Consider the following 13,469-nt stretch of genomic DNA (forward strand, 5'->3'; position numbering starts at 1 on the left):
GAAGAACGTCTAAACCAGATGTTCACCTATAAGGTGTAGCGAATGAAGGCTTTGGTGCTCTCCGGCGGTGCCGGCACACGGCTGCGGCCGATCACCCACACATCGGCGAAACAGCTCGTACCGGTGGCGAACAAACCCGTGCTCTTCTACGGGCTCGAATCCCTGGCCGCCGCGGGCGTCACCGAGGTCGGGATGATCGTCGGCGACACCGCCGCCGAGATCGAGGAGGCGGTCGGCGACGGGTCGAAGTTCGGCCTGGACGTCACCTACATCCCCCAGGACCAGCCGCTGGGCCTGGCCCACGCGGTGCTGATCGCCCGCGAGTTCCTCGGCGACGACGACTTCGTCATGTACCTCGGCGACAACTTCATCGTCGGCGGCATCAGCGGACTCGTCGACGAGTTCCGGCAGACCCGCCCCGACGCCCAGATCCTCCTCACCCACGTGCCCAACCCGCGCGCCTTCGGCGTCGCCGAGCTGGACGCCGACGGTCAGGTGGTCGGCCTGGAGGAGAAGCCGCAGGAGCCCAAGAGCGACCTCGCCCTGGTCGGCGTCTACCTCTTCACGCCCGCCATCCACGACGCCGTGCGCGCCATCAAGCCGTCCTGGCGCGGCGAGCTGGAGATCACCCACGCCATCCAGCACCTCATCGACCAGCGCGCCGACGTGCGCTCCACGGTGATCAAGGGCTACTGGAAGGACACCGGCAACGTCGTCGACATGCTGGAGGTCAACCGGACCGTCCTGGAGTCCCAGGAGCCGCGCATCGACGGCGAGGTCGACGAGGCCAGCCAGATCGTCGGCCGCGTGGTCGTCGAGGCCGGTGCGTGCGTCACCAACTCCCGGATCGTCGGCCCCGCCGTGATCGGCGCCGGGACCGTCGTCGGCGACTCCTACGTGGGCCCCTTCACGTCGGTCGCCGAGAACTGCCGGATCACCGAGAGTGAGCTGGAGTTCTCCATAGTGCTGCGGGACTCGTCCATCGACGGGGTGGGCCGGATCGAGTCCTCGCTGATCGGCCGGCACGTCGAGGTCACCCCGGCACCCGGCACCCCCAGCGCCCACCGCCTCGTTCTCGGAGACCACAGCAAGGTGCAGATCCGTTCATGAATCTCCTCGTCACCGGCGCCGCCGGCTTCATCGGCTCCACGTACGTCCGCGGCCTGCTCGCCGACACCGCCCCTGACGCGCCGCACATCACCGTGCTGGACAAGCTCACCTACGCGGGCACCCTGACGAACCTGCCCGCGTCGCACCCCCGCCTGACCTTCGTGCAGGGCGACATCTGCGACGCCGAGCTGGTCGACCGGCTCATGGCCGACGCCGACCAGGTCGTGCACTTCGCCGCCGAGTCCCACGTGGACCGCTCCATCGACGGCGCCGGCGCGTTCGTCCGCACCAACGTGGTCGGCACCCAGACCCTGCTCGACGCGGCCCTGCGCCACAACGTCGGCCCGTTCGTGCACGTCTCCACCGACGAGGTCTACGGCTCCATCGAGACCGGCTCCTGGCCCGAGACCCACCCGCTGCAGCCGAACTCGCCGTACTCCGCCTCCAAGGCCTCCTCGGACCTGCTCGCGCTGGCCTTCCACCGCACCCACGGCCTGGACGTCCGCGTCACCCGCTGCTCCAACAACTACGGGCCGCACCAGTTCCCCGAGAAGGTCATCCCGCTCTTCGTGAGCAACCTCCTCGACGGCAAGAACGTGCCCCTGTACGGCGACGGCAGCAACGTCCGCGACTGGCTGCACGTCGAGGACCACTGCCAGGGCATCGACCTGGTCCGCACCGGTGGCCGAGCCGGCGAGGTCTACAACATCGGCGGCGGCACCGAGCTCAGCAACAAGGAGCTCACCGGGCTGCTCCTCGAAGCCTGCGGCGCCGACTGGGAGCGCGTGGACCGGGTCGCCGACCGCAAGGGCCACGACCAGCGCTACTCCGTCGACTGGAGCAAGATCCACGACGAGCTGGGCTACACCCCCAAGCACGACTTCACCTCCGGCCTCGCCGACACCGTCGCCTGGTACCGCGACAACCGGGACTGGTGGGAGCCGCTCAAGGAGCGCGCCGCCCTGGAGTCCCGCAAGGAGCAGGAGAAGCACTGATGAAGTGGCTCGTCGCCGGAGCGGGCGGCATGCTCGGCCACGACGTGACCGAGGAACTCGCCCGCCGTGGTGAGGAGGCCGTGGCCCTCGGCCGCGCCGGCCTCGACATCACCAGCGCCGACTCGGTGGACTCGGCGCTCGCCGAGCACCGGCCCGACCTCGTGGTCAACTGCGCCGCGTACACCGCCGTCGACGACGCCGAGACCGACGAGGAGCGGGCCCTGCTGATCAACGGCGCGGGCCCGCGCCTGCTGGCCCGCGCCGCCGCCCGGCACGGCGCCCGCCTCGTGCACGTCTCGACGGACTACGTCTTCGACGGCGAGGCGCGCACCAGCCCGTACCCCGAGGACCACCCGACCGCCCCGCGCACCGCCTACGGGCGGACCAAGCTCGCGGGCGAGCGGGCCGTCCTGGAAGAACTCCCGGGCGCGAGCGCGGTGGTCCGCACCGCCTGGCTGTACGGCACGCACGGGAAGAATTTCGTGCGCACGATGATCGAACTGGAGTCCCGCCGGGACACCCTCGACGTCGTCGACGACCAGCGCGGCCAGCCCACCTGGAGCGCCGACCTGGCCGCCCGGATCGCCGACCTGGGTCCCCGCCTGGGCAGGGACGACCGCGCGCACGGCGTCTTCCACGGCACCAACTCCGGCGCGGCCACCTGGTGCGAGCTGGCCCGGGAGGTGTTCCGCCTGCTCGGCGCCGACCCCGAGCGGGTCCGCCCCACCACCAGTGAGGCGTTCGTCCGCCCGGCACCCCGCCCCGCCTACAGCGCCCTCGGGCACGACCGGTGGTCCGAGGCCGGTCTGGAACCGCTGCGGGACTGGCGGCAGGCCCTCGCGGAGGGGCTCCCGCTCATCCGCAAGGAGATGTCGGCGTAAGGCCTACAGCACTTCGCAGCAACGCGCCGCAGGGCGGCCGACGGCTCATCGAGCACGTCGGCCGCCCTGCGGCGTACCGGACGGCTTCGCCGGGGCAGTGGGAACCCGCCCCGGCGAAGCCGTCCGGTATCAGCGTTCAGCCGTGGGTCTTGGCGAGCAGCTCCAGGACCTCGGCCGTGCTGCCGGACTCGCCGAGCCGCGGGAAGATCCGCTCGACGCTGCCGGCGTGCGCCTCGCCGTCGCCGTCGGCCATGGCGTCCGTCGCGAGCGTCACGTGGTAGCCGTGCGCGTAGGCGTCCCGGGCGGTGGACTCCACACCGATGCTGGTGGCGATGCCGGTCAGCACGATCTGGGTGACGCCCCGGCGGCGCAGCTGGACGTCGAGGTCGGTGCCGTGGAAGGCGCTCCAGTTGTGCTTGGTGACGTGGATGTCGCCCTCGTGACCGGACAGCTCGTCGACGACGGTGTCCCAGCCCTCCGGGAAGGCGAGGCCGCGGGCCTGGCGCTCGGTGCGGCCCGGGACGGCGTCGGCGAAGTCGGCCGCGAAGGAGACCCGGACCAGGACGACGGGCAGGTCCCGGGCGCGGAAGGCGTCGGCGAGCTCCACCGTGCGGGCCACCACCTCGGGGCCGCTGTACGGCTGGGTGGGCATGCCCACGATGCCCTGCTGAAGGTCGATGACGACAAGGGCGGTGCGCGGGTCGAGCGTGCTCAGAGACATGGGGTGGATCAGGCCTTTCGGGGGGCTTGACGGGGTGCGGGGGTGAGCCGGGCCAGCGAGCGGTCCGGCAGGGTGATCGCCAGCAGCAGTGCCGAGCCGGCGAGCATGAACAGGGCCAGGCCGTGCAGCCCGCCCGTGTCGGCGCGGTGCGGGTAGAACGCCGCGGTGGCGGCGGAGGCACCCAGCGCGCCGAGGTACATGAAGGTGCGCAGCAGTCCGGCCGCGGAACCGATCCGCTCCGGGTCGGCCTGCCGGTACAGCGCGGTCTGCGCGGCGAGTCCGAGCAGGCCCTGCGGGACGCCGAGCAGTGCGCCGACCGCGAGCAGCAGCCAGACCGGGCTGCCGGCGCCGACCAGGAGCAGGGCCGCGCAGCCCGCGATCTGCAGCACGGAGCCGATCACCAGCTTGCCGCGGACGGCCTCCCGGCGGCCGGTGACCGTGGCGGTGACGAGCGCGGCGGCCGACAGCGGGAGCAGCGCGAGCCCGGCCGTGGAGGCACTGAGCCCGCGGCCCTGCTCCAGCCACTGCGTGTAGCCGTACAGGAAGGCGTACGAGGTGGTGTACGCGAGCAGTTGGCGCACGTACGTGACGACGAGCGGGACGTTGCCGCCGAGGACGCGCAGGTCGACGAACGGATCGGGCACCCGCAGCTCCCGGGCGGCGAAGACGGCGGCCGTGGCCACGGTCAGCGCCGGCAGGTACCAGCGGCCGGGTCCCGGGCTCATCAGGAACAGCATCAGCGAGACCAGCAGGACGGCGAACAGGGCCATGCCGGGCAGGTCCATGCGCTGCTGCTGCCGCTGCCCGGCGGTCGGGGTCCTCGGCAGCCACTTCACGCCGAGCACCAGGCAGGCCGCGGAGAGCGGCACGTTGACGGTGAACACCAGGTGCCAGCCGCCGGCGCCGATCAGTATCCCGCCCAACGTCGGACCGACCACGGCCACGGTCTGGGCGGACACGGCGAGCGCGGTCAGCACGCCGGCCGGGCTGTCCTGCCCGGTGCGCTCGGCCTCGCTGCGGGTCAGCCGCATCGCCGCCGGGTACGCCGCCGACGTGCCGAAGCCGAGCAGTACCCGCGCCGCGATCAGCACGCCCAGTGTGGGGGCGAGGGCGCCCATCAGCCCTGCGACGCCCACCAGGCCGGTGCCGGCGAGGTAGAGCCTGCGCGGCCCGTACATGTCCACGAGCCGGCCGATCACCGGCTGGCCCACGGCGGTCGCCAGGTAGAGCGCCGTGACCAGCCAGGCCGTCTCGGCGGGCGGGGCCCCGAAGGCGATGCCGATCGGTACCAGGGCCACCGCGATCATCGAGGAGTTGATCGGGTTCAGTACGGACCCGAGGACCATCGGCGCGATCAGCCGCCGGTCGAATCCGGCGGGGGCCGGGCGGGTGTCCTTGCGGGTTCCTGCGGTGAGCCTCGGTATCACGGGCGCGACAGCCGTTCGAGCAGCTCGATCGCGGTGAGCAGGGTCCGGCGCTCGTCCTCGGTGTACCGGTCCTGGAAGGCGCGGGCCAGCCACTCGTCGCGCGCCTGGCGGTTGCCCTCGACCCGGGACTGGCCGGCCTCGGTCAGGGTGACCAGCTGGCGGCGGCCGTCGGTCGGGTCGGGGCTGCGGCGGATCAGGCCCTGCTGGTCGAGCGCGGCCAGGGTGGCCGCCATCGACTGCGGGCGCACCCCTTCGGCGGAGGCCAGCGCACTGGCCGTGGCCGCGCCGTGTTTCGAGACCAGGGTGAGGGCCGACTCCTGGGACGGGGTGAGGTCCGCGTCCTGGGCCACCTCGCGGATGCGGCGGCGCATCCTGCTGAACATCACGCGCAGGTCGCGCGCCGCGCGGGTCGCGGAGTCGGAGATCTCTGCCATGCGCCCACCGTAGAACCGTCAGCCGGAACTGTCCAGTCGGAACTGTCCAGCTGGAACTGTTAAGCCAGAACTGTTTAGTCAGGGCTGAAGATCTCCGCGGGGCCCCTTGGCCTACCCTGGCCGGGTGCGCCTGCTCCTCACCTCCGACACCCACCTCCCACTGCGCGCCAAGCGGCTCCCGGACCAACTCCTCGCCGAACTCCCGCGCGCCGACGTCGTCCTGCACGCCGGCGACTGGGTCGACGAGGCCACCCTCGACCTGCTGGAGAGCCGCAGCCGCCGGCTCGTCGGGGTGTACGGCAACAACGACGGTCCGGGCCTGCGCGCCCGGCTCCCCGAGGTGGCCCACGCCGAGCTGGGCGGCCTGCGCTTCGGAGTGGTCCACGAGACCGGTCCGGCCCAGGGCCGCGAGGCCCGCTGTGCCGCCCGCTTCCCCGACCTGGACGTGCTGGTCTTCGGGCACAGCCACATCCCCTGGGACACCACGGCCCCCGGCGGCCTGCGCCTGCTCAACCCCGGCTCCCCGACCGACCGCCGACGCCAGCCGCACTGCACCTACCTCACCGCGACCGTCGCGGACGGGACCCTGACGGAGGTGACCCTGCACCGGCTGCCGCCGCGCTGAGCGGGTCCGTCAGGGTGCGGTCCGTCAGGGTGCGGTCCCGACCCCGTCGATCCTGCTCCACCGCTTCTCCTGCGCGGCCTTCATGGCGGGCCGGTGCAGCAGGTGGCCCTGCCGTCGAGTTCCGATGGGCAGGAGACGGCGGTCGGTGCCAGTGTCTCCGCCTGCGCGGGAGGGGTGCCGGAGAGAGGGGGCTGCGGTCGGGCGGCCGTCGGCGAGGCGAGCGGTCCGGTACGTCGGCCACGGCTCGTTCGGCGGACCCGTGCGGGCGTTCTCGACCGGCATCCTCACCAGGGCCTGCCAGCCCGGCGGGGTTCATGGGGACGGCGGCCGCCCGCATCGGTGTGGAGATCCCAGGCTGGGCGAAGCCGCAGCAGTCGTGCACTCCTGTGCTCGCCTCAGGCACGTTCTCGGTCGGCGGGTGCCGCATCAGCGGCTTGCGCCGGCGTCGCCGTCGTCATGCGAAGAATTCCGCTGACTTCCGCCGCCCGGAGCGGATCCGTCCCCTTGCTCCTCCAGCAGCTCGACGAGCGCGGCGTCCGCTCTTTTCTGATCTTCCTTCGTCAGTTCGACCGGTGCGTTGTTGTAGACGGTGTAGCGATCCGGATCGATGATGTTGGCGGCCCGCAGGGTGAACGTCAGCAGGCGGCGCCACCCCTTGCGGTGGCCGACCCTCGCTTGCAGCTGGACCTTGTAGTCACGGGCTTCCGGCATCAACCCGGAGAAGGGTGCCTCGAACTCGATGAAGAGCTGCCGTGCTTCCCTGCCGGCAACGACGAAGCCGGCCGGCAGTCTCGCGTCCTCGTCCGGCCCCGGCTGGAGTCGGGACGGTGAGGACACCCACAGCAGCGGCAGGTGGGAAGCGGGCTCGTCAGGAAAGGTCAGGAGGAGGTCCTGTACGACGATCGGTTTCGGGCCCGTGTTGTGAAGGACGAGCGGGAGTCGCAGGCGGGCCGTGGAAGAGTGCACGATCGCTGCGAAGGCATGAGGCTCCCACGACTTCAGGCGACCCTGCCTGGCGTTGAGCCACCAGAACGAGGCGACGGTGAAGAGCAACGCGCAGGTCGACACCACACCGGCGCCGGTGAGAGATGAGGCCGCGGCCTGCTCGGCCGCGGCCGTCAGCGGAACCACAGATTCAGTCTGCCAGCGCAGGCGCGGGCTCGCTCACAGAACTGAGGGGGCTGCGCCGCCGACGCGCAGCAGCCGACGAGCAGGACGGTCCTGCGTGTCACAGGTACCGCAGGACCGCTCGGCCGGGGTCACGTCCCGACACCGGCAGGGAGCACGAGATACCACGAGACCAGGGCCGCACACCCCGCCGTGGGGACGGGTCCGGGCGGTCCGCCCCCTTGCGCACGTGGGTGATCACAGCACGGTGAAGCCGGCACAGGCCAGTGCGGCGGAGAGGCTCATGAAGCGTCCTCGACGGTGTGCGGTTGACGGGCCTGGCGGCGGTCGGCTCCCAGGCCGGCGAAGTAGGCGACCAGGTCCGGGTTGTCGACGGCCGACGGACTGAGGACCTGCTCGACGGAGACACCCTGGAGGAGGCGCTTGACCGGGACCTCGAGTTTCTTGCCGGTCCTGGTGTGCGGGATGGCCGGCACCGCGAGGATCTCGTCGGGGACGTGGCGGGGCGAGGCGCCGGTCCGGATGGCTTCGCGGATCGTCTCGCGCAGGGCGTCGTCCAGCGTGACGCCGGGCGCGGGGACGACGAACAAAGGCATCCAGTAGCCGCCGTCGGGTTCCTCCGCACCGATGACGAGGGCCTCGGTGATCTCGGGGAGGCGTTCGACGATGTCGTGGATGTCGGCGCTGCCCAGGCGTACGCCGTTGCGGTTGAGGGTGGCGTCGGAGCGGCCGTGGACGATCACCGAGCCGTGGGAGGTGCGGGTGATCCAGTCGCCGTGCCGCCACAGGCCCGGGTAGGCGGTGAAGTAGGCGTCGCGGTAGCGGGTGCCGTCGGAGTCGTTCCAGAAGTACAGCGGCATGGAGGGCATGGGGCGGGTGACGACCAGTTCGCCGACCTGGTCGACGACCGGTTGTCCCGCTTCGTCGTACGCCGCGAGCGCCACACCGAGGTTGGGGGCGGACACCTCGCCCGCCCAGACGGGGGTCGTGGGGGCGCTGCCGGCGAAGGCGGAGACGACGTCGGTGCCGCCGCTGGTGGAGGCCAGCTGGACACCGGTGCCCACGTGGTCGCGGACCCAGGGGTAGGCGGAGGCGGGCAGGGCGGAGCCGGTGCTGCCGACGGCGCGGATGGCCGACAGGTCGTGCGCGGCGGGTTCGATGCCCAGTTTGGCCATGGCCAGGAGGTACTGGGGGCTGGTGCCGAAGACGGTGACCCTGTGGCGGGCCGCCAGCTCCCACAGGACGTCCGGGCGGGCCACCGGCGCGGGGCTGCCGTCGTAGGTGCAGGTGGTGGCGCCGGTCAGCAGAGTGGAGACGACCAGGTTCCACATCATCCAGTGGGTGGTGGTGTACCACAGCAGACGGTCGCCGATGCCCAGGTCGCAGTGCAGGGCGAGGATCTTGAGGTGTTCGACCAGGACGCCGCCGTGGCCGTGGACGATGCCCTTGGGCAGGCCGGTGGTGCCGGAGGAGAAGACGATCCACAGCGGATGGTCGAACGGCACCGGAGTGACGGTGAGGTGTTCGGTGCGGGTGGCCGCGTCTTCCCAGGGCACCGTCAGGCCGGCGTGCCGGGTCTCGGGCCAGGTGAGGCCCAGGTGGTCCACGAGCACTACGGCGCTCAGTGCGGGAAGGGCGTCGGCCAGTTCGAGGGAGGCTGCGCGGCGGTCGTGGCGGGTGCCGTTGAAGAGGTAGCCGTCCGCCGTGATGAGCACCGTGGGTTGGAGCTGGGCGAAGCGGTCGGCTGCGGCAGTGGGGGCGTAGTCCTGGCCGCACACCGACCACACCGCGCCCAGGCTGGCCGTGGCGAGGAAGGCGATGACGGCGTGGGGTGTGTTGGGCAGGTAGCCGACCACCCGGTCGCCCTGTTCGACGCCCAGGTCGCGCAGGGTGGCCGCGACGGAGGCGACCTGGGCGCGCAGCTGCCGGCCGGTGATCTCGTAGCCGGCCCCTGTCTCGTCCAGCGCGGTGATCGCGGGTGCGTCCGGGTGCAGGTTGCGCAGTGCGTGGTGGGCGTAGTTGAGGGTGGCGCCGGTGAACCAGCGGGCGCCGGGCATGGTCTCCTCGGCCAGCACCCGCTCGTACGGGGTGGCGGCGTCGATGTCGAAGTACTTCCACACTGCCGACCAGAAGCCTTCGAGGTCGGTGACGGACCAGTGGTGCAGGGCCTGGTAGTCGGTGGAGTCCTGGATGCCTTCGGCGCCCTGGTGCCGGGCGGCCCAGCGGGCGAAGTCCGCGATGCGGCTGCCGGCGGCCGTCTTCGGGTCGGGCGGCAGAAACGGTTCCGGAAGCGGTGTGGAGTGCTGGGTGGTCATGGTGTGGTGCTCCTCGGCGTGGGGACGGACCGGGCATCGGTGGTGCGGCGGGCCGTGTGGAGCAGGGAGGCCCAGGCCGTGGGGTCCGGGAAGCGGCCGGTCCCGGCGGGGACGGTGTCCATCACGACGCGGTCGGGGCGCAGCAGGGCGGCGTCGGCCCGGCCGCGCGCCAGCCAGGCGCCCAGGACGCCGTCGTCATCCAGGGTGTCGACGTGGATCGTGGCTGCGTCGAGTGCCGTGGCCAGGGCCGTCATGTGCGGGGTGGACGGCACGGCGGTCAGCAGGGCGAAGGAGTCTCCGAGGACGTCGTCCAGGCGCGTTCGCCTGCCGTCGACGATCACCCAGGGCTGAGGGCAGAAGGTGCCGGTCAGCCCGCGTCCGATGCGCCTGGGGCGGCGCCGAACCAGTGGGCCGGCGGTCAGCGCGGGGCTGAGGTCGCGGCTCACCGCCGCGGTCACGGCGGGGAGGCGGCAGGCCGCGCCGACGACGGCCCGGCGAAGTGCGGCGCCACGGTCCTGCCCGCCCGTCATGGCCCAGCCGATGGCCACCGCGAGCCGGATCACGTAGCGGGCGTGCGGCTTGCGCTCGCGCTCGTACGTGTCCAGAAGCAAGTCGTCCGCGCCCTGCCGGAGAACACGGGCGAGCTTCCAGGTGAGGTTTCGGGCGTCGCGCAGGCCCGCGCACAGACCCTGGCCGATGAAGGGAGGCGTGAGGTGGGCCGCGTCGCCCAGCAGGAAGACGCGTCCCCGGCGCCACCGGTCGGCGAGGCGGGCCCGGAAGGTGTACTGCGCCTGCCGGATCACCTCGAAGTCGTCGCTCCAGGAGGCGGCGGACGGCAGGTCCACCCAGGGGGCGACCAGCTCGCGCAGGCGTTCCCGGCCGTCCGGGCCGTCCAGGTGTACGTCGGCGGGCAGCCGGAACTCCCAGCGGTAGCGGTCCTTGCCGAGGCGCATGAAGGTGGCGGGCTGGGTGGGGCAGCAGATCTGGTCGACGCCCTCCCAGGTCCGCACCGGGCGGCTGGTGCGTACGTCGATGACCCGCCAGCTCTCCTCGAAGTGCAGGTCCTCCCACACGGCGCCGATGGCCTCGCGGGTGAGGCCGCCCGCGCCGTCGCAGCCGAGGACGGCATCGGCCCACACGTGCTCGTCCTCGTCGCTGCCGTCGCGGCGGAAGGTGACCCGGACCGGTGCCGCCCCGTCCGTGTCCTGGGCGATGGACACGACCTCCGCGCCGCCCCACAGCTCGCACTCCGGGCGGCGCGCCAGAGCGTCGCGCAGCAGCCGCTCCAGGTCCGGCTGGTCGAACATGCTGGTCTGGGGGAAGCCGTGATGCCCGTGCCGCGACCGCGTGAATTCGGCGATCACGCGGTGCCGGGCGTCCAGCAGCCGCAGCCCGCGTGCCGGCCGGGCGAGGGCGGCGAACTTCTCGTGGACGCCGACACTCTGCAGGATCCGGCGGACCTCGTCGTCGACGACGACAGCGCGTGGCAAGGGGTAGACGTCCCGGTGGCGTTCCAGGACGAGGCTGGGCACTCCGTGCCGGGCCAGCAGAAGCGCGGCCGTAACGCCCACGGGTCCCGCGCCGATGATGACCACCTGTCTCCGGGATGCGGTGCTCACCTCGCGTCCGCCACAGCGGTCCGCTGCTCGCCCAGGTCGATGTGCCCGTCGGGGGTGGCGATGGTGGCGGTGACGAGGTCGCCGTCGCGCAGGTACCGGGGGTTCTTGGCCTGGCCGTTGAAGAACGCCTTCCACTTCAGCGCGGGCGGCAGCAGGGCGGCGATCTTCTCGACCGGCTTGGGCGGGGCCTTCAGGGCGGTGCCGCCGGGTGTGCCGGTGAGCAGCAGGTCGCCCGGGGCGAGGGTCTGGAAGCGGGCGAGCAGGGTGAGCGCCTGCGCCGGTCGTACGATCATGTCGGCCAGGGTGCGGTCCTGGCGCGGTACGCCGTTGACGTTCAGTCGCAGCCGCAGGTCGATCAGACGGGTGAAGTCCTCGGGCTCCAGCAGGGCCAGGTACGGCCCCGTCGGTGTGAATGTCGGGTAGGACTTGCTCTCGTAGAACTGGGTCTTGGTCAGCTGGACGTCGCGGGCACTGACGTCGTTGGTGAGGACGAGCCCGGCGACATACGACGGCAGGTCCTGCTCCTCCACGACGGTGCCCACGGGCAGCGGTGCGCCCATGACGAGGCCGAGCTCCACCTCGTAGTCGAGGAAGTTCACGTGTGCCGGGCGGACGATCGTGTCGTGCGGGCCGCTCACCGAGCCGGACGCCTTGCGGAAGAAGGTGGGCGGGATGTCGCCGGTGAAGCCCGAATCCTTCGCGTGGCTGCGGTAGTTGACCATCTGGGCCACCACCCGGCAGGGGGTGGTGACCGGGGGCAGCGCCACCAGGCCGGCCAGGGGTGTGCCGCTCTCGCCGGAGGCGGCGGCCTCCTGCACGGCCTCCCGGTCGGCGATCAGTTCGGCGGTGGTGACCGCCTTGGTCTCGATGCGGACGGCGCGCTCGCTCCGGACGGCCCACCAGCCGTCGGGGGTGCGCAGAACGTTGGTGCTCATGAGCTCATCGCTTTCATCAGGCCCAGCAGGCGTGCGGGGTCGAGTTCGTTGTCGCCGCGCAGGGCCGTCATGACCTCGCGGAGCTTGGCGGGGGAGGGGTTGGTGCCCAGGAAGTCGCGGGTGACCGGCGGGCCCCACTGGGCCAGGCCGCTCGCCGACATCGGCGCCCAGCCGGGTTCGAGGTCGCAGGAGAACAGGTCGCCGTCGGCGAAGTGCTCCAGCATGAAGCGGTCGGGGTCGCGCCAGTAGTCGAAGAGCTGGCTGCCCTGGATGTGCCGGCCGATCCCCCAGCTGCGCCGGTAGCCGCGCTCGGCCAGGTACTCCCCGCCGGCGGCGATCGCGTCGAGGTCGGTGACCTGGTAGGCGGAGTGGACGTAGCCGGTACCGGGGCCCAGGTGCAGGGCGAGGGTGTGGTGGTCCACGGGCCGGCTGCCCTGGTCGCAGCGGATGAACGCCATGGTCGGCCCACGCTCGCGCTGCCCGTCCAGGAACAGGAAGTCGGACACGATCATCCCGAGGGTGTCCAGGTACCAGTCCAGGGTGCGGGCGAACGTCCGTGTCTCCAGCACCACATGGCCGAGGCGCTGGATGCGGGACGGCTCGCGGGGCGGGCGCTGGGTGGCGTTGGTACGGCGGTGATCCGTGCCGAAATTCAGGACCAGCGGCTCCTGCCCGGGCAGTGCGGGCAGCGGTTCGGCGCAGTGCACCACCCGGACCGGAAGGCCCGAGGGGTCGAACAGGGCGACCGATCGGCCGCCGCCGGGGACGTCGATGTCCCGGGCGGTGTGTCCGACGGCGGCGGCCAGCCGGTCCACATCGGCCCGCTCGGCCGCGCGGAACGCCGGCCCGATGAAGCGGGATGCGCTCCCGCGCCGGATGACCATGCAGGGAGGGCCCTCGAAGGTGCCGCGCAGCCACAGCTCGTGCCGGGTGCGGGCGGCGATCGCGAAGCCGAAGTCACCTGCGAACACCTCGGCCCGGTCCAGGTCGGGCTTCTCGAACTCCAGCCAGGCCAGGTCCGCCACCTTGATCACGGGGTTCCGGGACCGTCCGGGGTGCTCTCCGCGCAGGGCGCCCTGCTCACTGTGGAGGTCTTGGTGGGGCGTCAGAGGACCGCCCTTGTTAACCGGGATGTGGGACATGGTGCCCTCCAAGCAACGCTGCCGTAATGAGGAAATCATCAACTCTGCCGTTTCTCGTCGTCAATAGAGGTGGCCCAAATAATTGAGGATCTCATCAGTAATGGCAGTGTCATCGTGTCGGTGGTTACACTGGGCCG

The 13,469-nt window shown here is 71.9% G+C and carries 12 protein-coding genes; 4 read left to right on the forward strand and 8 right to left on the reverse strand.

Features of this window, described 5'->3' with window-relative positions:
* Positions 1-42: 42 nt before the first annotated feature.
* Genes ACIQVL_RS28600 through rfbD form a run of 3 tightly spaced genes read left to right on the forward strand, consistent with a single transcriptional unit; the run spans position 43 to position 2,986 of the window.
* Entirely contained in the window at positions 43-1,110 is a 1,068-nt protein-coding gene (locus ACIQVL_RS28600) for a glucose-1-phosphate thymidylyltransferase (protein WP_403426074.1), read from the forward strand.
* Entirely contained in the window at positions 1,107-2,105 is a 999-nt protein-coding gene (gene rfbB / locus ACIQVL_RS28605) for a dTDP-glucose 4,6-dehydratase (RefSeq protein ID WP_403426072.1), read from the forward strand. The genes ACIQVL_RS28600 and rfbB overlap by 4 nt, the downstream gene beginning before the upstream one ends.
* The gene (gene rfbD / locus ACIQVL_RS28610; protein WP_403426071.1) at positions 2,105-2,986 is read left to right on the forward strand and encodes a dTDP-4-dehydrorhamnose reductase; all 882 of its coding nucleotides are present in this window, start codon (positions 2,105-2,107) and stop codon (positions 2,984-2,986) included. The genes rfbB and rfbD overlap by 1 nt, the downstream gene beginning before the upstream one ends.
* 136 nt (positions 2,987-3,122) lie before the next feature.
* Here the strand turns inward: rfbD and ACIQVL_RS28615 are convergent, their stop codons facing one another.
* Genes ACIQVL_RS28615 through ACIQVL_RS28625 form a run of 3 tightly spaced genes read right to left on the reverse strand, consistent with a single transcriptional unit; the run spans position 3,123 to position 5,568 of the window.
* Positions 3,123-3,707, reverse strand: a complete 585-nt coding sequence (locus ACIQVL_RS28615) for a hydrolase (protein WP_403426069.1) — start codon at positions 3,705-3,707, stop codon at positions 3,123-3,125.
* 8 nt (positions 3,708-3,715) lie between these two features.
* Positions 3,716-5,134, reverse strand: coding sequence for an MFS transporter (locus ACIQVL_RS28620; RefSeq protein WP_403476730.1), 1,419 nt, complete (start codon positions 5,132-5,134; stop codon positions 3,716-3,718).
* Positions 5,131-5,568 carry a MarR family winged helix-turn-helix transcriptional regulator gene (locus tag ACIQVL_RS28625; RefSeq protein WP_403426065.1) on the reverse strand — a complete coding sequence of 146 codons (438 nt, stop codon included), beginning with the start codon at positions 5,566-5,568 and terminating at the stop codon, positions 5,131-5,133. Before ACIQVL_RS28625 ends, ACIQVL_RS28620 begins: the two co-directional genes overlap by 4 nt.
* A 124-nt stretch (positions 5,569-5,692) precedes the next feature.
* Here ACIQVL_RS28625 and ACIQVL_RS28630 point away from each other — a divergent pair, with 124 nt between their 5' ends.
* The gene (locus ACIQVL_RS28630) at positions 5,693-6,193 is read left to right on the forward strand and encodes a metallophosphoesterase family protein (protein ID WP_403476731.1); all 501 of its coding nucleotides are present in this window, start codon (positions 5,693-5,695) and stop codon (positions 6,191-6,193) included.
* A 426-nt stretch (positions 6,194-6,619) separates the two neighbouring features.
* Here ACIQVL_RS28630 and ACIQVL_RS28635 read toward each other — a convergent pair whose 3' ends face one another.
* The 5 genes from ACIQVL_RS28635 to ACIQVL_RS28655 form a co-directional block, all read right to left on the reverse strand.
* Complete coding sequence (locus ACIQVL_RS28635) at positions 6,620-7,324, reverse strand: hypothetical protein (protein ID WP_403476732.1); 705 nt, start codon at positions 7,322-7,324, stop codon at positions 6,620-6,622.
* A 278-nt stretch (positions 7,325-7,602) separates the two neighbouring features.
* Positions 7,603-9,636, reverse strand: a complete 2,034-nt coding sequence (locus tag ACIQVL_RS28640; RefSeq protein WP_403476733.1) for an acetoacetate--CoA ligase — start codon at positions 9,634-9,636, stop codon at positions 7,603-7,605.
* Complete coding sequence (locus ACIQVL_RS28645) at positions 9,633-11,255, reverse strand: bifunctional 3-(3-hydroxy-phenyl)propionate/3-hydroxycinnamic acid hydroxylase (protein ID WP_403476734.1); 1,623 nt, start codon at positions 11,253-11,255, stop codon at positions 9,633-9,635. The genes ACIQVL_RS28640 and ACIQVL_RS28645 overlap by 4 nt, the downstream gene beginning before the upstream one ends.
* Positions 11,252-12,190, reverse strand: coding sequence for a fumarylacetoacetate hydrolase family protein (locus ACIQVL_RS28650; RefSeq protein WP_403476735.1), 939 nt, complete (start codon positions 12,188-12,190; stop codon positions 11,252-11,254). Before ACIQVL_RS28650 ends, ACIQVL_RS28645 begins: the two co-directional genes overlap by 4 nt.
* Positions 12,187-13,332: a VOC family protein gene (locus ACIQVL_RS28655; RefSeq protein ID WP_403426054.1), complete on the reverse strand. Its 1,146-nt coding sequence runs from the start codon at positions 13,330-13,332 to the stop codon at positions 12,187-12,189. Before ACIQVL_RS28655 ends, ACIQVL_RS28650 begins: the two co-directional genes overlap by 4 nt.
* Between the last annotated feature and the right edge of the window lie 137 nt (positions 13,333-13,469).

It is taken from the genome of Streptomyces sp. NPDC090499 (assembly GCF_044769305.1).
GTDB lineage: Bacteria > Actinomycetota > Actinomycetes > Streptomycetales > Streptomycetaceae > Streptomyces.

Coding starts and splice junctions, on each gene's coding strand:
- ACIQVL_RS28600 (WP_403426074.1), top strand. CDS start 43: ATGAAGGCTTTGGTGCTCTCCGGCGGTGCCGGCACACGGCTGCGGCCG.
- rfbB (WP_403426072.1), top strand. CDS start 1,107: ATGAATCTCCTCGTCACCGGCGCCGCCGGCTTCATCGGCTCCACGTAC.
- rfbD (WP_403426071.1), top strand. CDS start 2,105: ATGAAGTGGCTCGTCGCCGGAGCGGGCGGCATGCTCGGCCACGACGTG.
- ACIQVL_RS28615 (WP_403426069.1), bottom strand. CDS start 3,707: ATGTCTCTGAGCACGCTCGACCCGCGCACCGCCCTTGTCGTCATCGAC.
- ACIQVL_RS28625 (WP_403426065.1), bottom strand. CDS start 5,568: ATGGCAGAGATCTCCGACTCCGCGACCCGCGCGGCGCGCGACCTGCGC.
- ACIQVL_RS28640 (WP_403476733.1), bottom strand. CDS start 9,636: ATGACCACCCAGCACTCCACACCGCTTCCGGAACCGTTTCTGCCGCCC.
- ACIQVL_RS28650 (WP_403476735.1), bottom strand. CDS start 12,190: ATGAGCACCAACGTTCTGCGCACCCCCGACGGCTGGTGGGCCGTCCGG.
- ACIQVL_RS28655 (WP_403426054.1), bottom strand. CDS start 13,332: ATGTCCCACATCCCGGTTAACAAGGGCGGTCCTCTGACGCCCCACCAA.